Below are 21,827 nucleotides of genomic sequence, written 5' to 3' on the forward strand. Positions count from 1 at the left end.
ACCAGCAGCAATTTGTATAGGTTCGCCTGTTTTGGGGTTGCGGCCTTGACGGGCTTTACGATCGCGGCTCTCGAAAGTGCCAAATCCTACTAGGGTTACTTTGTCGCCACTGGCAAGGGCTTCTATGATTACGTCTAAGAGTGCGTTTAATACAGCGTTAGCTTGTTTCTGTGTGGTGTCGGCTCTGTCGGCAACAGCTTCTACGAGTTCCTTTTTGTTCATAAGTGCGATCGCTCTTTGGTTATCAGTTATTAGTTGTTGGTCATTAGTAGCGCAAAAGCCAGCATCCCTCAGGGGGTGCTGGCTTTTGCGCTATTCAGGATTTGATTCCTCTTGATGGCTAATAGGTTCTAACTGCTGCTGCTCTTCTTTCTGCCGTGCCTGCAACTCTTTTAGCTTGATTAGATTGTTTAGCTTCTGCTCGCACTCCTTCGCTTCCGATTGATACCAAACGATGCACTCCAAACTCTTGACCAACTGCTTTTGTGCATCGTCGATCAGTTGGTCAAGGATTCCCCCAAGGGCGTCACTAGCCCCAATTCCCTCCTCGCCACCTTCTCGATCAGGTGAGACGCACTGATTCCCAATTCCCTCGCCAATTCGTCCAGCATTTTCGCTGCCGTTGGTGTCAGTCCGTAAGTCCGGCCGCTCTTCTTCTCTCCGTATTCCTTCTGTTTCGCTTTCCTTGCCATAGCTCTCAATCATAAACGCCACCTCAAAAATAACAAGTCTTAAGTAAGATGTTGACAATGTAATAAGTAAGACTATATCATATACTCACAGTGTTAAGTAAGACTTGACTGCACTGCATACCCTGCAAGAACCGGGCGGGACTGCTTGACCCGCCCTTTCCCCCACTAACCGTGAACCTATGTACACCCTAGAACAGTTACGGGAAAAGACTTTTAAGAAATTGAAGGAAATCGGCTACCAGCTTGACATTCTTCCAGCAGGCGACAGACGTTGCCGCCAAAACTGGATCGACGCCATTGTCGGAGTTAAGCCCCCGCTGCTGAAACTGCTGGAAGTTTCTTCCGATGCTGATCGTCCTCGGAACCGCTTGATCGAAGAGATCGATTTTGCCGAATTTGGCGAACTAACATTTTTTGAGCTGATCGAATTGTGTCGGAACACCGAAAAGCATTTGGAGGATAAACCTTTAAAGCAGCTTCAGCACCTGAGAATGAAAATTTTGGATTTGACAGCCAGGCCGAGTGCAGGTGTCTTTTTGGGTAACAAAACACATCGAGCTTCTTGGGTTCTGGAAATTCGTCACCAACTTACTTTTTTAGTTCAGACCCGATCGCTAGTTAAAGTTCCTAGAGGACTGGGACGGGTAGAAGAATTGCTGTGGAAAACACCAATTATTGAAGATTTTGATGCGCTTTTGCTTCACGTTCAATTTTTCCCTGAAACTAAAGATGCCACTAGCGAGATCGAGCTTCAAGCCCAGGAGCCGCCGATCGAATCGAAAAAGGATTTGATTAAAAGACCAACCGAAGAACCTCAAATCCAGGAGCCGCCGATCGAATCTAAATTCGGCCGCATCCTCTACCCCAAACCGGCCGCTGAGCCGATCGCCCTTGCGGCCGAAATTTCCCGCGGTGTCAGTTTCGACGTTGAGGAATTCCAGCAGACTCACGCCGCCGAGATTGACGCGTATGTAGCAAGTTTCAGCGACGATCGCCCTCCGAACCGAGGCACCGGGGACAGAGGCAGGCTGGAAAGTGAGCCAAGATTGAGCCAAAGTGCGATCGCCCCTGCGGCCGAAAATTCCCCCGGTGTCGATCGCCAAACTTCAATAGCCCATCAACTTTTGGAACGGCTGAAACCCTCGCCGTACACCGAGAATTTCCCGACACTGTCCGACACTTTTCTTTCTAGATATTCCCCGCCACAATCGGAGAGCCTGCGCTATCAGGCCGACGCTGACGGGCAACTGAGCCTACTTGATTTCGAGGTGGAATCGGCAGACGAACCGCCAGACCCCGATGATTTTGACTCCCTCGATGCGTTCCGTGAGGCGCTCGCTCGCTGGGATACCGAAAATCCTGAATCGCGTACTGTGTCTATGGATTCGATGACTGAGTGGGCGCCGTGTCCGGGTGACTGGTACGAGCCAGCAGCCGAAGTATTGCCACCGGAAGCTTCATCCATGAAAGTGCTGGAACTTTCACCGGCAATCGAAACAATCGAAAGTTCCAGCACTTGCGAATTCCTTATTCCTGTTTTTGGCGCTGCGGGCGATCGGCAAAACGACAAAGACGAGCCGCCCAACGCGGGAAGTTTCGCCCGCTTGCCCAACCCAAAGCCTCCCAGTTTTCCGCCCATGGGTGTCGTTGCGGGCGATCGCGCAAACCGCATCAAAAAGTTCGCCCGCAGCGCAATACTTTGGAGCGGGCGATCGCCCCCAGGAGGTGATGCCAGCTTCTAACTATGGTTGTCTACCCATATTTCCATCATGCTTACATTCTTGTGCGATCGTTTCTTGAGAGAGGGCGATCGCTTCCTCCGCACCCAAAAATTAACAAGTGAAAAACAATGACTTACCTAAAAATATCTATCCCGGTTTACAAGAGAGGCAAGTGGGACGGCCTCAAACAACAGGGGCGAGTTGTAGTCAGCAGCGAAGTGAGTGAACTGAGCGAAGGCTATAAAGAGCTGAAAGCTCAGATTGACAAATTGCTCGACGAGTTGAATGCTCAAAACCGTTTGGCGGATGATGCTAAAAGTTTAGAGGAAGAAATTAAGAACAAGGCTTTTACTTTGAAGAATCTCATTAGAGATATCGAGAGGGCGGCAGAACACTATGAAGACCTCAAGATTTTTCTGCAAGCTTTTGGAGTAGATCCCGGTGCGAGTAGATTGACCTTTGATAAGCTGCTTTTGCTATCAGAATCATCAGAGGCAGAGGCAGTTTCTTCTCTCATTATCGATTAATCATGGAAACAACCGCCGACTTTAACGATATTTATTGGGAACCTCCAGAAAGCGAGTTCCAACCGCTGCTGGACTTTGAATCCGAGATTTCCCGCGAAGTCCCACACAACGATATTGCCCTGCTTACCCAAAGAATCAAACGCTCATTCCTCGACTACGTGCGGCAAGGAGTGATGCTCGACGCCGTGTGCCGTTATCGGCTGTACAAACGGCAATACAAAGATTTTGCCGAATACTGTAAAAATGCGCTGGGGCGATCGCACTTTTACTGCAAGAAAATCATTCAAGCGGCCAAGATTTGCATTGAACTCATCAAATCCAAATTCAAGATTCTCCCCACTTCCGTAGCCCAAGCCTTATCGCTGCTGAAGTTCGCAAAAGTCGATGCTGGCGGAAATAGACAGTTAGAGGATAAGTGGCAAACTGTGCTCGACGGCTTCCCGCCCGAAGCAATTACAGCCGTCAAAATCAGCGAGACACTTGACGAAAACCCAGAGGACAGAGCAAAGCAAGTCCGCATCGGCGGCAAAGCTTACCAACTCCTGCAACAGAAAGCAGCAGCAGCAGGAATGACCGTTTCTAAATACCTCGAAAAGCTGATAGGTGGCACCGAGCCACCGGACGATGGTGAAGGAGAGCATGCCGAAGGAACGGAACTGACCCCTGAACAAGAAGAGATTTGCGATCGGGCGGAAGCCTACATTAAATCTAAATCTAAAAAGAGAGGATTTGCTATCAGAGTGCCATCGAAAAGCTATCAAAAAGCCATCGCTGGCAAAAATAGATCCGACAAAGTGTCGGACTCATCCTAATCTCTAAATCTTTAAAATCATGCACACTTTCACTTACAGGCATTCCGATTTGCCCCCAATTCGACCTGAAATCAAAGCCGAAATTGTGGGCTTAGATATTCATATTGCTGATTTGACACTTAAAACTCAAGGCAATTATCGCGAGCTACAGGAACTAGCAGAAATACTAGACAGTGCTGTAGACAGTTGCGAACTCAATCTGAATTCAATTCGGATTATTCCTGACCACAGCCCAGTACCCGCAGTTAACACGATGACAAGTTTGCCTATTGGAGAGCAATCCGTTATTTTTTCGACTGCGCTATTTAGCAACCTATTGCTGGCAGCCCTACAACATATAACAGGCGCTGAAATGGAGGTTATCGCTTCTGATGTGTCAAAGCGAGTCATAAAAGAAATGGAGAAAATTAGCGACGAGCAAATTACCGCATCTCTTGCAAGTTTTCTAGAAGGGAAGGGCAAACACCCCGAATGCAATGCTTTCTTCGTCGAGATCCCAACCGAAAGCTAGGAACAAAAACAAGCGGCTAAATTACACTTTAACCGCTTGGCATCCAAGCTATCTTGACCAATTCATCTGCCAGCATACCATGAAGACACAAACCGAAAATAAGTATAACCCCATCTACGCAAAGTTTGCAAAAGAACGATTTGACGACTTTAGCGAAGACAAATCTCAAAAAGTTTTTTCGATTGTAAGAGAAGCCAAATTACGAGGCCTTTTAAAAAAAGCAGATCGCGATAAGTGCTTGAATCATTACCTCAACGCAGCAAATTACCTGCTGCTAGTTTACTCAACCAAGGAATTTGACCGCTTAATAACCGAGAGGCTTGACTACGCATACGCATATATCGCCCTTGTTGCAACTAACTCTATCCTTACAACCGCCTGACGAGTGTCGCCTTGACTCAGCGGACGAAACTCCTCCCCTTATAAAGGGGGAGTCGCGGGATGAGTCGCAAGATGAGTGGCGCCTTAAAATTGAAATTAGCTTAATTGCTATTGTGTATTCGTAGGCGCCAGCCCGCAATCAAACCGGACAAAATAAACGAGCTTTAATCAGTGAAGTAAGCATTCAGTTGCTTTTGGGAGATTCGTAGGCTCTTCTTGTCCTTGTACTTTTATTCTCCCCAACTACATGAAATATTTAATCGTAGGCATTGACGTTTCTCGGTCATCAATTGCCGCGTGTTTTATGCTGGAAAAACCCAGCAACCCCCGCGACGACTACTTTGACGCCGACATCAAGGAGTATCGCTCGAACCTTGAAAATTTAAATAATTTAAGGAAAAAAATCGAGAGCTTCAGCGCCGACAAAATAATTGCAATCTGCGAGCCAACCGGAATTAATTACGCAAAGCTCTGGATGAATAAACTTGCCGACTGGGGAATCGAAGTAAGAATGATTTCCAACAGCAAACTGCCCAACTACAGGGCAGAATTGATGGGGAAAGAAGGCAAAAGCGGCGCAAAAACTGATGACATTGATGCCTTTGCTATTGCTTGCTGGTATTTCGACAAACCGGAATCAAGCTACCTCAAAATTCGGGATTCCCTGGTGAGCCAAGTTAAGCAAATTTGCTTGCGGATAGAACATTTGAATCGAGTGCAATCCCCTATCATCAACAGAATGAGGCAGGAGCTAGCGTGGCAATGCCCAGAGATTGCCCAAGTACGATCGGCAAAATCGCAAGAAGAATTACCGCCCCTGATGTGGGGATGGCTGGCAGGACGGCGAAAGTCGCAAAAGTACGATCGCATTTTGGACGCAACCGTTGGCGCTGGAATCGAAGCTCAAACTCAGTGGGCCGCCAGCCAATACTGTGAAATCGAAGAGGAAATTTTCAAGCTCAAAAAACAGTTGGTTCAACTAATCGAGCATCCGCAGTTTCGGGAATATCGGCGGATTTTTACAAAATTCGGTTTCGGGTATCAACTGCAAGGGTACTTGCTCGGTGCGATTTACCCGATCGAGGATTTCTTGAAAGACGGTCGGCCGGAAGTAAAACTCCGCAAGAATCGCCAAACCGGCAAAGAGTGCAAACTCAAATTATCAGAGCGCCGCTTCATGAGAGCGGTCGGCATGGGCGTGATTCGCGATGACAGCGGCCAGAAAAAGAAAGGGAAACAATCCGGCAGTGCGCTGTGTAGAAAAGCCCTTTGGCAATGGTGCTTCACGCGGCTGGAAGTTAGCCGCAATAATCCACCGCTGAAATTTACTTACGGTCAGGGCGCCGACGCCGAGCAAATGTCCCCAGCCGAAAACCTCAAGAGGAGGAAAAAGGGTGGCACTCCGATTAAGCTAGCCCGCCAGCGGGTGATAGCTCGCTGCGTTCGTGAGTTGTTCAAGGAGTTGTGCGGCATCAAAATCTAAAATCCAAAATCCACTAAAAGACCCACGGGAGTAGTCTGTCCGTGGGTCTTTAAATGAGGAGAAACCTTGTTACAGTGAATAGCCAGACAGACTTTTGTCAAAGTACAGAACTGAGCGCTTGCAGTCGATCGCCCGATACGCCATGCCAGATTCCGAATTCTCAGATGATTTAAAATGGACGGCTGAAGCTAAGGCCAAGCTGAAAAATATTCCCTACTTTGTCCGGGGACAAGCCCGCGTGCGGATCGAGCAATTGGCCCGCGAAGCCGAAACAGAAGTCGTCACCATTGACTTTGTTGAGCAAGCTCGCATCGAGTTTGGACAATGAGGGATCGAAATGTACCCTAAAGCTTTAGACTATAAAATGCGTTGTAAGGACAAGGATTTAACAAAGTAGTGCGGAAAATAGTTATAGCTGGCAACTGGAAAATGTACAAAACTAGGGCAGAATCCCTAGAGTTTCTTCAAGGATTCATGTCCTGCCTGACGGAAACCCCAGAAGAACGGGAAGTCGTGCTTTGCGTTCCCTTCACAGATTTAAGTGTCCTCTCGAAAAACCTGCACGGAAGCCGGATTAGACTCGGTGCCCAGAATGTCCACTGGCAAGAGTCTGGAGCTTATACTGGTGAAATTTCCGGGCAGATGCTGACAGAGCTTGGGGTGCGCTACGTTATCATCGGGCACAGCGAGCGCCGCCAATATTTTGGGGAAACCGACGAAACGGTGAATTTGCGGCTGAAAGCTGCTCAGAAATCCGGTTTAATTCCGATTCTGTGCGTGGGAGAGACGAAGCAACAACGGGATGCCGGGGAAACGGAAGCTCATATTTTTTCTCAGTTAGCGCAGGATTTGGTTGGTGTTGACCAAGATAACTTAGTAATAGCTTACGAACCGATTTGGGCGATCGGCACTGGCGACACTTGCGAAACGAAGGAAGCTAACCGAGTTATTGGTTTGATTCGCTCTAAATTGACTAATCCTGATGTGCCGATTCAGTATGGCGGCTCTGTGAAAGGAGAGAATATTGATGAAGTTATGGCGATGCCTGAAATTGATGGGGTTTTGGTAGGTGGTGCGAGTTTGGAAGCTGCTAGTTTCGATAGAATTGTCAATTACAAATAATTGGTAATTGGTGGTTGTACGAATAGTTTTGATGTGGAGAAATGACAATCTGTACGAGTTACCCCAAAACCTTCGAGTATTAGTTGATGATGGGGAAACTAAGGCTCGCGAATTAAATATTTTACACATATTTGTGGGATGGGCGTCCCGCCCGTCCCACAAGAATAATAAAAATTGTAAGTTATTTAATTCTCATTCCTAACCACTTTTTAGGCTGACAGCTTTCTTCAATTCCATTAATGTCAACGGCGGGAATTGTTGTAGATTTAGATCGATCGCTCCATCACGGACATTGGCTTTTGGTATCCAGTCGATCTGGTGCGTTTTGCTCCCTTTCTCTAGTATCTAATTATCTGACGATAGCGATCGCCTATAATTGTAGTGTGCCTTTGAGTGTTTTTTCGATCGAGAGAATTGACCTATGATTGCGATCGTTCAATCCAAACCCGCTTTAGAGGAGTTCCTCAAACTTCCTGAAACTGAACCTGCCTCAGAATTTATTGACGGAGATATCCTTCAGAAACCCATGCCTCAAGGTGAACATAGCGTACTTCAATATGAATTATGCAAAACTATTAATCAATTAGCGCAAACTCAAAAAATTGCCAAGGCTTTTCCTGAATTGCGCTGCACTTTTGGCGGTAAGTCGATCGTACCAGATATAGCAGTATTCCGCTGGGAAAGAATTCCTTTTTTGCCTTCGGGTAGAATTGCCAACATCTTTGAAATCAATCCAGACTGGTCTATTGAAATTTTATCCCCAAACCAAAGCCAAACAAAAGTCCTTGGTAAATTGCTGCACTGTTCGCGACACGGTACTGAGTTGGGTTGGTTGCTAGATCCAGAGGAAGAAAGTATTTTAGCAGTATTTCCCGGACAAAAAGTAGAATTGTACCGAGGTACAGCTCAACTGCCAATTATTAATGGAATTGAGTTAGAATTGACGGTTGATAATGTTTTTAGCTGGTTGAGTTTTGGTTGAAGAATCTTGGACGCATCCAACTATAAGAAACCGGGGTTTTTTAAGAAAATTATTTCGTAGTATGGAATGGAAGTCGGCTCTGAGGCTGCGGACTGAAGTCCACACTACAAGCCATTTTTGTTCGTAGTGTGGACTTTAGTCCGCAGCATTTTGCGGACTAAAGTCCACACTACGAACCGTTTTTTTTATGCTAATTCACCGGACACAATATCAAACCTAAAATCTAAAATCTAAAATCTCACTCGCCATGACAGATAACCCAGCCAAAATTATTATTAGAAATAAAACTTTCGAGTGGGGAAAGCGCACTTATTTGATGGGCGTTTTGAACGTAACTCCTGACAGTTTTAGCGACGGTGGCGATTTCAATACCATAGAATCAGCTTTAGCGCAAGCTGATTCTATGGTCAAATCGGGGGTAGATATTATTGATATTGGCGGTCAATCTACGCGGCCAGGTGCAGCGGAAATATCCTTAGAAGAAGAGATCGATCGCGTTATACCTGTCGTACAAATGCTGAGGCAAAAAGCAGATATTTTTAGCTCAGTTCCGATTTCTGTCGATACTACCAGAGCGCAGGTTGCTAAAGCTGCGATTGAGGCGGGAGCTGATATTGTCAACGATATTTCGGGAGCAACTTTTGACTCGGAAATGCTGTCAACGGTTGCTCAGTTGCAAGTGCCGATAATTTTGATGCACATTCGAGGAACTCCCCAGACGATGCAAAAACTCACAGATTATCAGGATTTGATTGGGGAAATTCTGGATTTTTTGGATAGTCGAATAGTGGCCGCTATGGCTGCGGGGATTGATAAATCTCAGATAATTATCGACCCCGGTATTGGCTTTGCTAAGACTTACAATCAAAACTTGGAAATTTTGCGCCAGTTGCCAAAATTTCGGGATTTGGACTGTCCTATTTTAGTCGGAGTATCGCGCAAAAGCTTTATCGGTCACATTTTGAATCAGCCAGAAGCCAAACAAAGAATTTGGGGGACAGCGGCGGCTTGTACAAGTGCGATCGCAAATTCGGCAGATATTTTGCGAATTCACGATGTCAGAGAAATGCACGATGTTTGTTTGGTTGCCGACGCTATCTTCAGAAATCAATCTTGAGCGGTTGATTGGTCGATTAGTTTGAGTTCTCGCTCTCCACCGTGAGCGTGCGGCTGGATATCCGGCATGGAACCCATCAACTCGTTGAGGGCTTCTGTCATGTTTCTTGGATCCATAAACAGAATTTTGGCGTTGTCGCTTTCGCCTAGTTTTTGTTGAGCGTCTAAGTATTTTTCAGTTACTAAGTAATTCAAAACTTGCTTGCTGTTCGGATGGGAGTCTAAAGCTTCAACTAAGAGCCTCATGTACTCCTTAGTGCCGATCGCCTTATTGACCATTGCTTGCCATTCGCTCTTAGTAGCCCGCTCCAATTCCATAGCTTCTTGCACCCTTTTGGGAGGGGTAATGCTTTGAATTTCTACGCGAATTACTTTGACGCCCCAAGTTTCGGTAGCTTCGTCCAACTTCTTGAGTAACTTTTTATTCATGTCATCTCGGGAACCCAAGATGTCTTGCATGGGCAATCGACCAATTTCAGCGCGAAACGTCGTTAAAACTAAGTTGGCGATCGCATTTTCAATTTGATCGATTCCATAATAAGCTTTCTGCAAATTCACCACCCGCCAATACACAACGGCATCGACTTCTAGGGCGACATTATCGCCCGTAATTGCTGATTGAGGTTTAATATCTAAAACTCGTTCGCGGCTGGTGTCTACGCAAACGACTTTTTCGATCAGGGGACTGATAAAGTGGAATCCGGGCTTGAGGGTGCGCTTGTATTGGCCCAAACGTTCGACTAAAGCTTCGTCGCCACCGCTGACTATTTTCACGCTTGAGTTAACAGCGTAGCCGAGGATGAGCGCAAACAGCATGGTGAGAATAGACTGCCCCATTTCTACTTTCCTGCTAAGGTTGACTGAGAATCGATCGGGAATATACTCTAATTTAACTCAAAGTCTGCCCTACAGTGCTAAAATATCTCGACTGTTAATAACAGTATCAATGGTGGGCCGCCATGTGTTCGGACTTTGACGAAGCAGTGAAACCCAGGATATCAACAACACATTTCCACAAAAGACATGAAAAACGATCGAGAGTTTCGCCCTTTCAAACCTTTTACCTGGATTGGCTCAAGCATTGTGGTGGCTGGAATGTACGCATTGGCAGTTGTCCCACCCGTACAAGCTGAATCAACTACTTCGGTGCAAATAGCCCCAAACTTGCAGTCGCAGAACTTGCAGCCACCGCGCCGGGGGCCGGCAGTTCGCGAAGTTCTATCCTACGAGATGAAGGGAGACGAACTTAAGATTTGTAAACAAGAAGGCAACTCCGAGAAAAAGTGCCAAGTTGTAGGCAAAGGTTACACGGTGGGTTTGAGAACTGCCAACGACCTCTACGGTCAAGGAAATATTGTCAATGCCGAAGTTTTGTACCGGCAACTAATCGCTCGCTATCCCAAACAAGCCGATGCTTATTATAAGTTGGGAAGTCTGCTATCTGGGCAAGGTAAAATGAGTGATGCGATCGTCCAATACCAGAAAGCAATTGAAGTCAACCCGCAGCACGCCAAAGCTCACAACGATTTGGGCGTGGCGATGGCAAGTCAAGGAAAGTTGCCCGAGGCGATCGTACTGTGGAGACAAGCTGTTAAAATTAACAGCCAGTATCCCGATGCTTTAAACAATTTAGGAGTCGGTTTATACCAGCAAGGGGCGAAGGAAGACCAAGCAGAGGCCCTAGCCAGTCTCAAAAAAGCTAAGGAGTTATTTATCAAGCAGGGCAGAACTCAAGCAGCTACGAGAGTAGATAAACTTTTGGAGGAAATCAATTCGCAGTCCAGCGGCTCTTAAAATCATATTATGTTGGATATACCTGAAATAAAAAAGGTTTGTAGTGAGGACTTTAGTCCGCATCTTCTAAGGACTAAAGTCCTCACTACAAACCAATCTTAATTATGGTCATCCAAGCAGATGTGAGATCGATAGTCGATCGCTCGAACATTAAGATAAAAAATGCTGTGGCGATCGGCATTAATCAGCCTTCAACGGCGGTTAAACACGCCGATAAGCCTCCATCTAAAGCATTTCCTTCAAAACTTGTAAAATTACATCTCCATCCACGCGATCGCTCACAGCGGCCTCACCCAAGCGCACCGGTAGCACAAAGCGCACCTTGCCATCCTGCACCTTCTTATCCAGTTGCAAAGTCTTCAAAATCTCCTCAATATCGACACCTGCGGGCAACTTAGCAGGTAAAGCAGCTTTGGCAATTAAAGCAGATTGGCGGCGATCGCACTCAGCATCCCACATTCCCAACTCCACAGCCAAGCGGCTGGACGCAGCCATCCCAATTGCCACACCTTCGCCGTGATTGATTACCTTGTAATTAGTCAAACTTTCTACAGCATGACCGATCGTGTGACCGTAATTCAAAATCGCCCGCAAACCCGACTCCTTCTCATCCTTGCTTACCACCTCAGCCTTAGCTTGGCAAGACCTGCTCAAAATTTCAGCCAACAAATCCGCCTTCACATAGCGCATTTGATCCAAGCGCTTGCAATTTTCCAACTTCCGGAACAATTCAGCATCCCAAATCACCCCATACTTAATAACTTCCGCCATCGCCGAACGAAACTCCCGCGCCGGCAGAGTTTTGAGAACATCCGGGTCAATCAAAACCAAACGCGGCTGATGAAAAGCCCCAATTAAATTCTTCCCCGAAGGATGATTTACCCCCGTTTTGCCGCCAATAGAAGCATCAACCATCGCCAGCAGCGAAGTCGGAACCTGCACCACATTAATTCCGCGCAGCCAAGTCGCCGCCGCAAAACCCGTCATATCGCCAACCACCCCGCCGCCCAAAGCCACCATTGTCGAGGAACGTTCCAACCGGTTAGCCAAAGCCGCATTGTAAATCTTCTGGATGGAATTTAAAGTTTTGTACTGTTCGCCCGGTGGTAAAATGCAGGTACTGACTTCTAGACCGGCCGATTCGAGGGCTGCGGTTGCTCTTTCGCCGTAGTGCCGAAAAATCGACTGATTTGAGACCAAAAGAACTTTTTTGCCCAAACTTAGATCGCCCATCAGGGTACCGAGCTCGTCTAAGCCGCCCGATCGCACGCAAACATTGTAAGATTGTGGGCCCAAGTCAACTTTAATTATCGATTGCATATTTATCTAATTTAGATATTAGATTTTAGATTATAGTTCTAATAGGTCTTTTTATTGATTATTTTGGAGAAATTGCAATGAGTCTTACCGGAGCAATAGCTTATTTTGGAATTTTCGGTGGCATGGTCGGCTTGGCTACAGTGCTGATGTTTGGTCTCCGGGCTGTCAAACTCATCTAGTTTGTTAATTTAGATGTCTGAACCAGAGAATTTTATCTCTGGTAAAAGTAACATCGGGTCGATCGCATTTTCGCCAAAAATCTCTAGTTCGATCTGTAGATTGATGTCGTAAGTGCGATCGACCTTATTTAAATAATAAATTTAAAATTTAAATATAATAAATTTAAATCAAACTAGACTTCGCAGTCATGAAAGTTATCTCAATCATCAATATGTTGAGGATTTCCTGGAAGCCAAAATCGAAGTTAAATATCAAGCCAGGTTTCTGTTTATTTGCGATCGCCCTTTGCCTCACCTTTCTTACCAATGCCTGTGGCTTTGGGTTTAACCAATCGCTCAAACCTCTCCGAGTAGGAATTACAAGTTGGGTGGGTTTTGATATCGCATTGTATGCCCAAGCGTCAGGAATCTTCAAGCAGCGAGGGCTAAAGGTTGAATTGATACGATTTGAAAACCAGCAAGATTCCAGTCGGGCAGTGATGCGTGGCTCATTAGATGCAGCATTTACATCTTTCTGGGATGTTATGCAGGTCGATTCTGGCGATAGCAAACCTCTAGTATTAATGACCACAAATATCTCGGCTGGGGCAGACGGAATTGTTGCCCAGCAACGAATTAAATCTGTAGCAAACTTGCAGGCAAAAAAAGTAGGAGCCAAGCTAGGAACCGTCAACCATCTAATTTTACTAGAGGCATTGAAAGTGAATCAAATTAAGCCCTCTAATGTTCAGATTTTGGATTACTCCAATGAAGTATCAGCCCAGAAAATTAAGGAAGGTGAAATCGATGCAGCGATATTATGGGAACCGATGCTGGGGGACACTGCCAAGAGCATTAATGGCAATATAATTTACACAACCAAGCAAGTAGACAGTTTGGTGATTGATACCTTGATGTCGAGTGACAAGATAGCGAAAGCAAAAAAAGCCGAACTAAAGCAATTTATACTGGCATGGTTTGATGTCATGCACGCAGTTGAAACTCAGCCGAAAAAAGTGTTTAACGCAGTTGGAAAACAACTAGGACAAACTGGGGAGGCTTTTGCTAGTAATTATGCTGGGTTAAAAAAAGGTGATATGACTTTAAATCGGCGGATGTTTGGCCCAGAAAATCGGCTCAAATCTGCCAAGGAAGAAATTATTCAATTACTTAAATCCGATCCGCGTCATAATCGAGTAATTCGGCAAGATGTGGAGATCGATAATAGCCTCATTAATGAAGTAATGGCAGAATGGAAACCATGAATCAGCAACCTAGAAAGAACTTATCTCGCCAATTATTATTGGGTTTTAGTATTTCTCTAGCAACTGTTGGCTTAATTACCTTGGGATTCAACTACTTATTGATGCAATCACAATTAGAGAAAGAACTAGAACAACGCGCCCGATCGATTACCCAGGGAGTGGGGTTTTCCACGGAAGGATTAATCGAATTGGGGAATAGGAGCATTGTCAAGCGCGTGGTGCAAAACTATGCTACCTTGCCGACAGTGGTGGAAGTGGCGATCGTCAGTCCCGATGGCCAAACCCTCGCCCGGAGTGGATCGGCACTCAAAAATCCGGCCTATGCTATGATTCATCCAGAATTAGAGCAAATATTAGAGCGATCGGCCGAAACAGGTTTAGAAACAAGTTTCAGAACCAACATAGATGGTGAGTCAGCTTTAGTCGCTATTTTGCCCTTTAGCAGTACCATCTTTAGTCAGGGAAATCGGCGCGGGTTGGCGATCGCAATTCTTGATGCCGAAGAAGTACAAAAACAAGTATCAGAAACTTTCTATACTTCTACCGTCACCCTCCTGATTGGGATTACTGCAATTTTGGGGCTGATGACAATATTAATTCAGCGAATTGTCTTACAGCCACTCCATAAATTGAACACAGCAATCACCGACAGGAATGAGGTTGACAACTTTGTAATACCCAGTGGATTGCCGAATAATGAAATCCTATTTTTGGCCCAGACAATTCAATCCGCAGCTACACGAGTAGAAGCATATCAAAAAGAACTGAGACTCCAAGCCCAAGATTTAAAAACAGCTATCGAAGAATTGCAACAAGCTAAAGAAATTGCCGAAACTGCCAACCGTACCAAAAGCGAATTTCTGGCTAATATGAACCACGAACTCCGAACGCCACTCAATGGCATTTTAGGTTATGCCCAAATCCTCCAACACGATCGCGCAACTACTCCCAAACAGATGAAAGGATTAGGAGTAATTCACCAGTGTGGTTCCCATTTACTCACTCTGATTAATGATATTTTGGATTTGTCAAAGTTGGAAGTACACAAGATGGAACTCTATCCCCAAGATTTCCATCTAGAAAACTTCCTATCCTCCACTGTGGATATGTGCCGGATCAAGGCAGAACAAAAAGGCGTGGATTTTCGCTATCAGCCGGCTAGCAACCTGCCCATTGCAGTCCATGCTGATGACAAACGACTGCGACAAGTGTTGTTGAATTTGCTCAGTAATGCCATCAATTTTACCGATGTTGGCAGTGTCAGTTTCCGAGTTGAACCTGTAGGAGAATCAATCGAATCCGGTGCAGCCCAAAGAATTCGATTCAAGATTAAAGATACTGGTATTGGCATTGTTTCGGAAAAATTATCGAAGATTTTTTTACCTTTCGAGCAAGCTGGAAAAGGCGATCGCAACAGCGAAGGAACTGGCTTGGGGCTTGCCATCGGCCAACAAATTATCCTGAAAATGGGTAGCGAAATTAATGTCGAGAGTGTGCTGGGTGAGGGTAGTAGCTTCTGGTTTGAGGTAGATTTGTTGCCAGCATCGGATTGGATGACAGAAGATGCGATCGCCGATCGCAAAGTCATCGGCTATCAGGGTAAAAGACGCAAAATTCTGGTGATTGACGATCGCCCTGAAAATCGCCTCGTCATCATAAATATGCTGGAACCCCTAGGCTTCCAAGTGGCAGAAGCTGACAACGGACAAACGGGCTTAGACATGGCTATTCAGATACTACCAGACTCGATCGTTACCGATGTACAGATGCCGATTATGGATGGCTTAGAAATGACTCGTCGCCTGCGACAACTGCCAAACTTTGCGACTACGCCAATTATTGCTTCTCCAGCCACCCTGTCTCAGGTGGATATAAAGGAAAGTCTGGATGCTGGTTGCAATAGTTTTTTTCCGAAGCCGATCGAGTTTACTGGATTGTTGAACCAATTGCAGCAACACCTGGAATTGCAGTGGATTTATGAAGAAATGAAACCAGATGCTATGCAAATTGCTGAGAATAAGGCCCATGAGGTTAAAATGGTAATGCCACCAGCCGAAGAACTGACAGCCCTCTATACCGCCGCCCAGGGTGGTTTTATGAGTGATATTCACCAGGAAGCCGATCGCCTAAAAAAATTGGCACCCGAATATATAGTCTTTGCGAACCGAGTGTTAGAACTAAGTCAAAATTTTGATGAGGAAGCCATTATTCGCCTAATTGAACCACTATTATAGATATTAAGATGATTTTACCACAGAGAACACAGAGAGCGCAGAGAGGGGAGGGATGAAAGGTTTTTTTTACGACATCCAAAACCCTCACAACACTCTTCCCTCTGCGTCCTCTGTGTCCTCTGCGGTTCAAAACTCTTCTCTTAATAGAGTGTACAAAGATGTGAAATAGATATTAAGAGGATTTTACCACAGAGAACACAGAGAGTGCAGAGAGGGGAGGGATCAAAGGTTTTTTTACGACATCCAAAACCCTCACAACACTCTTCCCTCTGCGCCCTCTGCGCCCTCTGCGGTTCAAAACTCTTCTCTTAATAGAGTGTACAAAGATGTGAAATAGATATTAAGAGGATTTTACCACAGAGAACACAGAGAGCGCAGAGAGGGGAGGGATCAAAGGTTTTTTTTACGACATCCAAAACCCTCACAACACTCTTCCCTCTGCGTCCTCTGCGCCCTCTGCGGTTCAAAACTCTTCTCTTAATGGAGTGTACAAAGATGTAAAATAGATATTAAGAGGATTTTACCACAGAGAACACAGAGAGCGCAGAGAGGGGAGGGATGAAAGGTTTTTTTACGACATCCAAAACCCTCACAACACTCTTCCCTCTGCGTCCTCTGTGTCCTCTGCGGTTCAAAATTTTCATATATTGGAGTTTGTAATGTCAGTCAATCCTATGTCCGCAGAAAAAACTATTTTAGTTGTAGACGATACTCCCAGCAATCTGCAAGTATTATTTGATGTATTGAGCGAACAGGACTACCGAGTCGCCATCGCCAAAAATGGTGAAATTGCTTTACAACGAGTGCGATCGTCTCAGCCAGATTTGATTTTACTCGATGTCATGATGCCCGGTATCGATGGATTTGAAACCTGTAAACGACTGAAGTCCAATCCGGACACTCACAATATTCCTATCATTTTTATGACAGCTCTTTCCGACTCAGTAGATAAGATTAAGGGGCTAAGTTTGGGTGCAGTGGACTACATCACCAAGCCGATTCAGTGTGAAGAAGTATTAGCCAGAATTCAGGTGCATTTACAACTACGAAATGCCACGCGCCTGATGGAAGAACGTACCAAGGAACTCAACGAAGCATTAGAAAGTCTCCAACAAGCCAAAACTCATTTAGTGCAAGGCGAAAAAATGTCTGCCCTCGGTCACTTGATGGCGGGAGTCGCCCACGAAATTAATAATCCAGTGAATTTTATTCATGCTAATCTAAGCCCCATTAAAGAATATACTGAATATTTGTTAGACTTTGTGCAACTTTACCAGAAACATTATCCCAATCCAGTAGTAGAAATCCAGACACGGGCAGAAGAAATTGATTTAAATTTTTTGCAATCAGATTTGGTTAAAATACTCAATTCGATGAAAATAGGTACGGATCGCATTCGCGAATTGGTGCTTTCTCTCCGCAATTTCTCCCGCTTGGATGAAGGCTACTGCAAAGCGGTTGATATTCATGTAGGTATTGACAGCACTCTGTTGATTTTGCAACACCGTCTAAAAGGTGGACAAAATTGTCCTGAAATTCAAGTCATCAAAAATTATGGGCAGTTACCACAAGTCGAATGTTATCCTAGTCAACTGAACCAGGTATTCATGAATATTCTGAGTAATGCGATCGATGCTTTGGAATCATCGGGTGTCAGCAATAACCAAGAACCTAGGATTACGATTCGTACTTTTATTAGTAGTGATGATGCGATCGCAATTAGTATTGCCGATAATGGAGTCGGGATCCCGGAACCCATTCTTTGTCTATTATTCGATCCGTTTTTCACTACCAAACCTCTTGGGAAAGGCACTGGTTTGGGGCTGTCAATCAGTCATCAGATTATTACTGAAAAACATGGTGGTAAGATTGAATGTTCTTCGATTCTGGGGCAGAGTACGGAGTTTGTTGTGAAAATTCCAGTAAAATAACTTCTACTCCGCTTCTCAAAACCATCGATATGTCCCATTCCACCGATATCATTACCCTCGCCCGCTGGATGGCCTCCGACTTCAGCAACCAAGCCCAAGCCTTTGAAAATCCGCCTTTCTTCGCCCACATCCGCGTCTGTATGAGACCCCTACCTGTGGAACTTTTGGGCGGGATGAGCTTGTACCTAGAACAAGCCTATGATATTGAACTGCACTTGCCGTACCGAGTGCGAGTTTTAAAATTAGTCCCGATCGCCGATCGCATTGATATCGAAAATTATGCGATCGTCAATGAAGAGCAATTTTACGGGGCCTCGCGCGATCGGCAAAAACTCGAACAACTCAACAAAGCCGAATTTAAGCTAATGCCCGGTTGCACCTTCATTACGCACTGGACGGGCAGTAGTTTCAAAGGGTGCGTCGAACCCGGAAAAGGCTGCATGGTGGTGAGAAAGGGCAAAAACACCTATCTAGACAGCGAATTTGAGATTGATGGAGACAAATTCACCAGTCACGATCGCGGACGGGACCCAGAAACCGATGCCCACGTCTGGGGAGCCCTCGCCGGCCCCTTTGAATTCACCCGTCGGGCCAGCTTTGCCGATGAAATTCAGGTTTAGTAGAAAAAACCGAGTTGGGATTTGGGAAATAACCCAGTTGATTTAAGGTTCACCTAACCTAATTTATGCAGAACGGTTAATACCCAATCGCATCGCTGTTTGCTTGGTTGTTTCTAGCGATGCTTGTATTAACTGTTCTCCAAATTTATGCACTCACTCGCACTTTTTAATTTTGACAATCGCTGCGATCGATCTTTGATAGTTTGGGTTAAATAATTGTGCTACAAATTAACTATTCAAGTTCATAGCGATCGCCCTCTTAAATTTAACTAAGTGTCGATCGCTTTGGCTAAAGAAGGTGGTGCTGGTGGAGACTGAGAGGATCGGGGAATATAGCTCGGTTTAGGACGACAAGCTTCTATAATTTCGTTGCGAAACTGGTTAAGTTTATCATTTTTTGTACAAAACAGAATCAGATTATTTCTACTCGTATAAATGACAATATAACGCTGTTTTACAACAAAAGCTAACACAATGAAGATAATACCAATGAAGAATATCCCGATGGTTAAAATTCCGAGTCCGAGCAGCCACCAAGTGCAACCTTCGCCAATTTCAACTGCTTTGACATTTTGAATGGGAATGACAATTTCTTTGATTTCTAAGCCAAAAAATGAGGTAAAATTTCCTTGTAAGGTGTCCCCAACTATTTTAAGAGTTCCTGTTCCACTGGTTCGGAGTGGAACTGCACCGACTAATTGACCGGGAAGACCGCTGATTTGCGTAACAGATTTAGACTTCATTTTATTTGATTATTGTTGTAGTAAAAATGACACGGCTTGTACAGTATTGATTTTAGATGTTGCTTCCTGTTGCCTCATTCAAAATTTTATAATACTAATACAAGTATTTGGAATCAACAATTAGGTAATGGTGTAAAAGTAGCCTCGACCTTCTTTACTTAAACTTGCTTTACCTAATGCCACAAGTACCACCAATACTTCCTGAGCGTAGTAGTCAAGTTTATGACCGTAGTTATAGGGGAGATTAAAGTTTTTAGCGACTGCCTGGAGAACGGTAGAAGCATCTTTTGGTGTAACTTTACGACCCTTAAGTTGGTTGTATAGATACTCCACAGCTTTGTCAGGAATGTCGTCAGAGTAAGTCACTTTTTCGCGATTTGGATTGATTTGCTCTACTCGGTAAGAATCCTCTTGGTAGTAGACTCGGCGAGAGTTACGCAGTTCGACTTCCCCAATAAACTTAATCAATGGTTCCTCCTGTTTTAGTTGAGCGATCGCATTTTTATAACTTCGTTTTGTAGCGGTAAGGTGGGCATTGCCCACCTACAGATAGAGCTTGTGCGTAAATCCTGTTCGTATTTAGAAAGAGATGGTTTACGAAGCCTAATTCTACCTATCTATTAACTGCTCAACTCTTCGTTGAGTGTGCGTTTCATGTCCCCAGAGATAGGTAAATTCCGAATTTCTCCGCACAGACGTGATTTTGATTCTCCGTTTTGAAGGCGCTGTCTGTAAATCCCAATTAGCACGGATTCAAGACCATACTTAGACAACATTTCTGTAGCTAAACCGATGATTCCCAGCAGTGCGATTCCGCCTAACATACCTGCTGGGCCACCTAACGTTGCTAAAGCTGCTGTAATTGCGGCCGCACCTGCTAAACCTGTAGTTCCCATCACAATTACCAGCATAATTGCGGGTAATCCCAGTGCTGCTGCTTTTCTAACAAATTCATCCATTTTGCGAAGCTCCGTATTTATAAATTCAAAATTTTTTCTGGGTATTAGCAACCACAAGTTATATTGATGAACGAAACCCAACATTAATGATTGCTTTGCGTTGGGTTTCACTTCGTTCTACCCAACCTACGGGGTGTTCGCTAATTCTAATTCTTCTTCCGATTCATCCCGGACTCTGAAATAATAAAAAAGATTAGCAACAGCCAAGTCTGATGCTTTTTCCAAGTTCGACGATACTAAAGTTTTATGACCTGCGATTTCCCCTTGTTCAATGATATAACTTTCATAGTCTTCACGTAGCTGTCGATCGAGCATCAGTTCGAGTTGAGCGCGAAGAGCATAAAAATGAGACTTGGGCCGCAAATTTTCATAAAATAACTGTTCGTCGGGTATCGCTAAAGCTGTTGCGGCTGAGTTTTTCTCCACCTTAACAGCCGAGTCGGATTTACTTAAATCCGCACTTTGCAACTGTTTTAATTCACTTGGCGGCAAAGCTTTCATCCAGTCAATCTGATTTTGCCAAATGTCTAATGCGGCTAAATCGTGATTGTGAATTCGCGTGATTTCAGGAAACAGAAAGTCAAGCTCTTCGTCTGAGTCGCAACAGTGTATGATACCGAGGCTATCTTGACGGATTTGTTGTTGGAGTTGAGAGATGCGATCGCCCGCAGCACCAAATTCATTTTGCACCTGATACGTCGCAATAATACTTTGCTCGATCGTCCAACTGCACTCTAACCGGCGCAACTGTCCCGCAGCACAAGTTTCTGACAACAACTGCGGATTTCTGTAATCGGCTAAAGCCTCAAACAACATCCCCCGCGCCGCATCAATTTCAGCATTGCGGCGGTTGATATCTTTCACTTGCAAAGCCGATCGCATTCGTTGAATTGCTTGATTGAATAACCCGTAAGCCCGCACTAAAACTAAACGGTGGTTCTCAAATTTTAGATCCGCAACAACTTCGGCAATTAATTGCTTAATTTCCGCGCTTTGGCCTTTTACAAATTGTTCTAAATTGATGAAACCATTTTCAACTTTAACATCCAGCCTCTCAACCGCTTTTTTTAGTTTCAAAGTCTGGTGCAAATTCACCGCAGACAAAGCTACCCCAGCCGCAACTCCCACACCAATGACGGCTGTTGTCGCTTGCAGCACGCCCAAACTCGTTTGGACGGCTTGAAAGCCCATGTGGTTTTGGTACATCTGCAAGCCACCCATTGCAAGCTGCACGGGAGACACTAAGGGCGATAGCGGGCTGTTATTGACAACCGCACCAACAGCATGGGCCGCAAACTGTCCCGTCGCTGCATCTCTCGCAATGCCGATCGGCACTCCAGCCGATGTAAACACTTGTACGTATTTGCCAGCCTCGATCGCAGCCTGTACCGCTGCGGGAAATACAAAGTTAATCATTACTTTTTACCCCGGTAGCATACCCAAGAATAACTTATCT

Annotated in this window: 24 protein-coding genes; 16 read left to right on the forward strand and 8 right to left on the reverse strand. The window is 45.1% G+C overall.

What is annotated here, in order from left to right; all coding sequences use genetic code 11:
* Together QZ938_RS03420 and QZ938_RS03425 are read right to left on the reverse strand one after the other, a co-directional pair.
* Positions 1–222, reverse strand: a 222-nt coding sequence (locus QZ938_RS03420; RefSeq protein ID WP_293352592.1) for an HU family DNA-binding protein, incomplete at its 3' end; no start/stop codon positions are given.
* 90 nt (positions 223–312) lie between these two features.
* Positions 313–705: a hypothetical protein gene (locus QZ938_RS03425; protein ID WP_293151245.1), complete on the reverse strand. Its 393-nt coding sequence runs from the start codon at positions 703–705 to the stop codon at positions 313–315.
* A gap of 166 nt (positions 706–871) precedes the next feature.
* Between QZ938_RS03425 and QZ938_RS03430 the strand changes: the two genes are divergently transcribed.
* The 10 genes from QZ938_RS03430 (at position 872) to folP (ending at position 9,348) form a co-directional block, all read left to right on the forward strand.
* A complete protein-coding gene (locus QZ938_RS03430; RefSeq protein ID WP_293352594.1) occupies positions 872–2,434 on the forward strand; it encodes a hypothetical protein in 1,563 nt (520 codons plus the stop codon).
* A 107-nt stretch (positions 2,435–2,541) separates the two neighbouring features.
* Complete coding sequence (locus QZ938_RS03435) at positions 2,542–2,940, forward strand: hypothetical protein (RefSeq protein ID WP_293151249.1); 399 nt, start codon at positions 2,542–2,544, stop codon at positions 2,938–2,940.
* Between the two features lie 2 nt (positions 2,941–2,942).
* Positions 2,943–3,752 (forward strand): hypothetical protein, encoded by an 810-nt coding sequence (locus QZ938_RS03440; protein WP_293352596.1) that lies wholly within the window; start codon positions 2,943–2,945, stop codon positions 3,750–3,752.
* A 19-nt stretch (positions 3,753–3,771) separates the two neighbouring features.
* Complete coding sequence (locus QZ938_RS03445) at positions 3,772–4,263, forward strand: hypothetical protein (protein ID WP_293352598.1); 492 nt, start codon at positions 3,772–3,774, stop codon at positions 4,261–4,263.
* Between the two features lie 79 nt (positions 4,264–4,342).
* A complete protein-coding gene (locus QZ938_RS03450) occupies positions 4,343–4,645 on the forward strand; it encodes a hypothetical protein (protein WP_293352600.1) in 303 nt (100 codons plus the stop codon).
* Between the two features lie 246 nt (positions 4,646–4,891).
* Positions 4,892–6,127, forward strand: a complete 1,236-nt coding sequence (locus QZ938_RS03455) for a transposase (RefSeq protein ID WP_293151260.1) — start codon at positions 4,892–4,894, stop codon at positions 6,125–6,127.
* A gap of 142 nt (positions 6,128–6,269) precedes the next feature.
* Positions 6,270–6,455 carry a PCP reductase family protein gene (locus QZ938_RS03460; RefSeq protein WP_293151272.1) on the forward strand — a complete coding sequence of 62 codons (186 nt, stop codon included), beginning with the start codon at positions 6,270–6,272 and terminating at the stop codon, positions 6,453–6,455.
* 68 nt (positions 6,456–6,523) lie between these two features.
* Positions 6,524–7,249 (forward strand): triose-phosphate isomerase, encoded by a 726-nt coding sequence (gene tpiA, locus QZ938_RS03465; protein ID WP_293151263.1) that lies wholly within the window; start codon positions 6,524–6,526, stop codon positions 7,247–7,249.
* A gap of 421 nt (positions 7,250–7,670) precedes the next feature.
* Positions 7,671–8,231 (forward strand): Uma2 family endonuclease, encoded by a 561-nt coding sequence (locus tag QZ938_RS03470; protein ID WP_293352602.1) that lies wholly within the window; start codon positions 7,671–7,673, stop codon positions 8,229–8,231.
* 247 nt (positions 8,232–8,478) lie between these two features.
* Positions 8,479–9,348, forward strand: a complete 870-nt coding sequence (gene folP, locus QZ938_RS03475) for a dihydropteroate synthase (protein ID WP_293352604.1) — start codon at positions 8,479–8,481, stop codon at positions 9,346–9,348.
* Here folP and QZ938_RS03480 read toward each other — a convergent pair.
* Positions 9,339–10,184, reverse strand: coding sequence for a stomatin-like protein (locus tag QZ938_RS03480; RefSeq protein WP_293157580.1), 846 nt, complete (start codon positions 10,182–10,184; stop codon positions 9,339–9,341). The genes folP and QZ938_RS03480 overlap by 10 nt on opposite strands.
* 186 nt (positions 10,185–10,370) lie before the next feature.
* Here QZ938_RS03480 and QZ938_RS03485 point away from each other — a divergent pair, with 186 nt between their 5' ends.
* A complete protein-coding gene (locus QZ938_RS03485; protein WP_293340975.1) occupies positions 10,371–11,141 on the forward strand; it encodes a tetratricopeptide repeat protein in 771 nt (256 codons plus the stop codon).
* A gap of 225 nt (positions 11,142–11,366) precedes the next feature.
* Here QZ938_RS03485 and aroB read toward each other — a convergent pair whose 3' ends face one another.
* Entirely contained in the window at positions 11,367–12,461 is a 1,095-nt protein-coding gene (gene aroB / locus QZ938_RS03490) for a 3-dehydroquinate synthase (protein WP_293157574.1), read from the reverse strand.
* Positions 12,462–12,538: 77 nt separating this feature from the next.
* Between aroB and QZ938_RS03495 the strand changes: the two genes are divergently transcribed.
* The 5 genes from QZ938_RS03495 to QZ938_RS03515 all read left to right on the forward strand — a co-directional run bounded on the left by QZ938_RS03495 (position 12,539) and on the right by QZ938_RS03515 (position 18,669).
* Positions 12,539–12,640: a cytochrome b6-f complex subunit PetL gene (locus tag QZ938_RS03495; protein ID WP_194010188.1), complete on the forward strand. Its 102-nt coding sequence runs from the start codon at positions 12,539–12,541 to the stop codon at positions 12,638–12,640.
* 188 nt (positions 12,641–12,828) lie between these two features.
* A complete protein-coding gene (locus QZ938_RS03500; RefSeq protein WP_293352606.1) occupies positions 12,829–13,884 on the forward strand; it encodes an ABC transporter substrate-binding protein in 1,056 nt (351 codons plus the stop codon).
* Positions 13,881–16,118 (forward strand): ATP-binding protein, encoded by a 2,238-nt coding sequence (locus QZ938_RS03505; protein WP_293352608.1) that lies wholly within the window; start codon positions 13,881–13,883, stop codon positions 16,116–16,118. Before QZ938_RS03500 ends, QZ938_RS03505 begins: the two co-directional genes overlap by 4 nt.
* Positions 16,119–16,777: 659 nt before the next feature.
* Positions 16,778–18,049, forward strand: a complete 1,272-nt coding sequence (locus QZ938_RS03510; protein ID WP_293352610.1) for a response regulator — start codon at positions 16,778–16,780, stop codon at positions 18,047–18,049.
* A 29-nt stretch (positions 18,050–18,078) separates the two neighbouring features.
* Entirely contained in the window at positions 18,079–18,669 is a 591-nt protein-coding gene (locus QZ938_RS03515; protein ID WP_293352612.1) for a chromophore lyase CpcT/CpeT, read from the forward strand.
* A gap of 269 nt (positions 18,670–18,938) precedes the next feature.
* Here the strand turns inward: QZ938_RS03515 and QZ938_RS03520 are convergent, their stop codons facing one another.
* From QZ938_RS03520 to QZ938_RS03535, 4 genes are all read right to left on the reverse strand, one after another.
* A complete protein-coding gene (locus tag QZ938_RS03520; protein WP_293352614.1) occupies positions 18,939–19,412 on the reverse strand; it encodes a hypothetical protein in 474 nt (157 codons plus the stop codon).
* A gap of 120 nt (positions 19,413–19,532) precedes the next feature.
* Positions 19,533–19,955: a hypothetical protein gene (locus tag QZ938_RS03525; RefSeq protein WP_293352616.1), complete on the reverse strand. Its 423-nt coding sequence runs from the start codon at positions 19,953–19,955 to the stop codon at positions 19,533–19,535.
* Positions 19,956–20,032: 77 nt separating this feature from the next.
* Positions 20,033–20,371: a hypothetical protein gene (locus QZ938_RS03530; RefSeq protein WP_293352618.1), complete on the reverse strand. Its 339-nt coding sequence runs from the start codon at positions 20,369–20,371 to the stop codon at positions 20,033–20,035.
* Between the two features lie 126 nt (positions 20,372–20,497).
* Positions 20,498–21,787: a hypothetical protein gene (locus QZ938_RS03535; protein ID WP_293352620.1), complete on the reverse strand. Its 1,290-nt coding sequence runs from the start codon at positions 21,785–21,787 to the stop codon at positions 20,498–20,500.
* Between the last annotated feature and the right edge of the window lie 40 nt (positions 21,788–21,827).

Source organism: Microcoleus sp. CAWBG27, from assembly GCF_020883145.1.
GTDB lineage: Bacteria > Cyanobacteriota > Cyanobacteriia > Cyanobacteriales > Microcoleaceae > Microcoleus.

What these genes read in the sequence shown, in the direction of transcription:
- QZ938_RS03425 (WP_293151245.1), bottom strand. Translation starts at nt 705, where the DNA reads ATGATTGAGAGCTATGGCAAGGAAAGCGAAACAGAAGGAATACGGAGA.
- QZ938_RS03430 (WP_293352594.1), top strand. Translation starts at nt 872, where the DNA reads ATGTACACCCTAGAACAGTTACGGGAAAAGACTTTTAAGAAATTGAAG.
- QZ938_RS03435 (WP_293151249.1), top strand. Translation starts at nt 2,542, where the DNA reads ATGACTTACCTAAAAATATCTATCCCGGTTTACAAGAGAGGCAAGTGG.
- QZ938_RS03440 (WP_293352596.1), top strand. Translation starts at nt 2,943, where the DNA reads ATGGAAACAACCGCCGACTTTAACGATATTTATTGGGAACCTCCAGAA.
- QZ938_RS03445 (WP_293352598.1), top strand. Translation starts at nt 3,772, where the DNA reads ATGCACACTTTCACTTACAGGCATTCCGATTTGCCCCCAATTCGACCT.
- QZ938_RS03450 (WP_293352600.1), top strand. Translation starts at nt 4,343, where the DNA reads ATGAAGACACAAACCGAAAATAAGTATAACCCCATCTACGCAAAGTTT.
- QZ938_RS03455 (WP_293151260.1), top strand. Translation starts at nt 4,892, where the DNA reads ATGAAATATTTAATCGTAGGCATTGACGTTTCTCGGTCATCAATTGCC.
- QZ938_RS03460 (WP_293151272.1), top strand. Translation starts at nt 6,270, where the DNA reads ATGCCAGATTCCGAATTCTCAGATGATTTAAAATGGACGGCTGAAGCT.
- QZ938_RS03470 (WP_293352602.1), top strand. Translation starts at nt 7,671, where the DNA reads ATGATTGCGATCGTTCAATCCAAACCCGCTTTAGAGGAGTTCCTCAAA.
- folP (WP_293352604.1), top strand. Translation starts at nt 8,479, where the DNA reads ATGACAGATAACCCAGCCAAAATTATTATTAGAAATAAAACTTTCGAG.
- QZ938_RS03480 (WP_293157580.1), bottom strand. Translation starts at nt 10,184, where the DNA reads ATGGGGCAGTCTATTCTCACCATGCTGTTTGCGCTCATCCTCGGCTAC.
- QZ938_RS03485 (WP_293340975.1), top strand. Translation starts at nt 10,371, where the DNA reads ATGAAAAACGATCGAGAGTTTCGCCCTTTCAAACCTTTTACCTGGATT.
- aroB (WP_293157574.1), bottom strand. Translation starts at nt 12,461, where the DNA reads ATGCAATCGATAATTAAAGTTGACTTGGGCCCACAATCTTACAATGTT.
- QZ938_RS03495 (WP_194010188.1), top strand. Translation starts at nt 12,539, where the DNA reads ATGAGTCTTACCGGAGCAATAGCTTATTTTGGAATTTTCGGTGGCATG.
- QZ938_RS03500 (WP_293352606.1), top strand. Translation starts at nt 12,829, where the DNA reads ATGAAAGTTATCTCAATCATCAATATGTTGAGGATTTCCTGGAAGCCA.
- QZ938_RS03505 (WP_293352608.1), top strand. Translation starts at nt 13,881, where the DNA reads ATGAATCAGCAACCTAGAAAGAACTTATCTCGCCAATTATTATTGGGT.
- QZ938_RS03510 (WP_293352610.1), top strand. Translation starts at nt 16,778, where the DNA reads ATGTCAGTCAATCCTATGTCCGCAGAAAAAACTATTTTAGTTGTAGAC.
- QZ938_RS03515 (WP_293352612.1), top strand. Translation starts at nt 18,079, where the DNA reads ATGTCCCATTCCACCGATATCATTACCCTCGCCCGCTGGATGGCCTCC.
- QZ938_RS03520 (WP_293352614.1), bottom strand. Translation starts at nt 19,412, where the DNA reads ATGAAGTCTAAATCTGTTACGCAAATCAGCGGTCTTCCCGGTCAATTA.
- QZ938_RS03530 (WP_293352618.1), bottom strand. Translation starts at nt 20,371, where the DNA reads ATGGATGAATTTGTTAGAAAAGCAGCAGCACTGGGATTACCCGCAATT.
- QZ938_RS03535 (WP_293352620.1), bottom strand. Translation starts at nt 21,787, where the DNA reads ATGATTAACTTTGTATTTCCCGCAGCGGTACAGGCTGCGATCGAGGCT.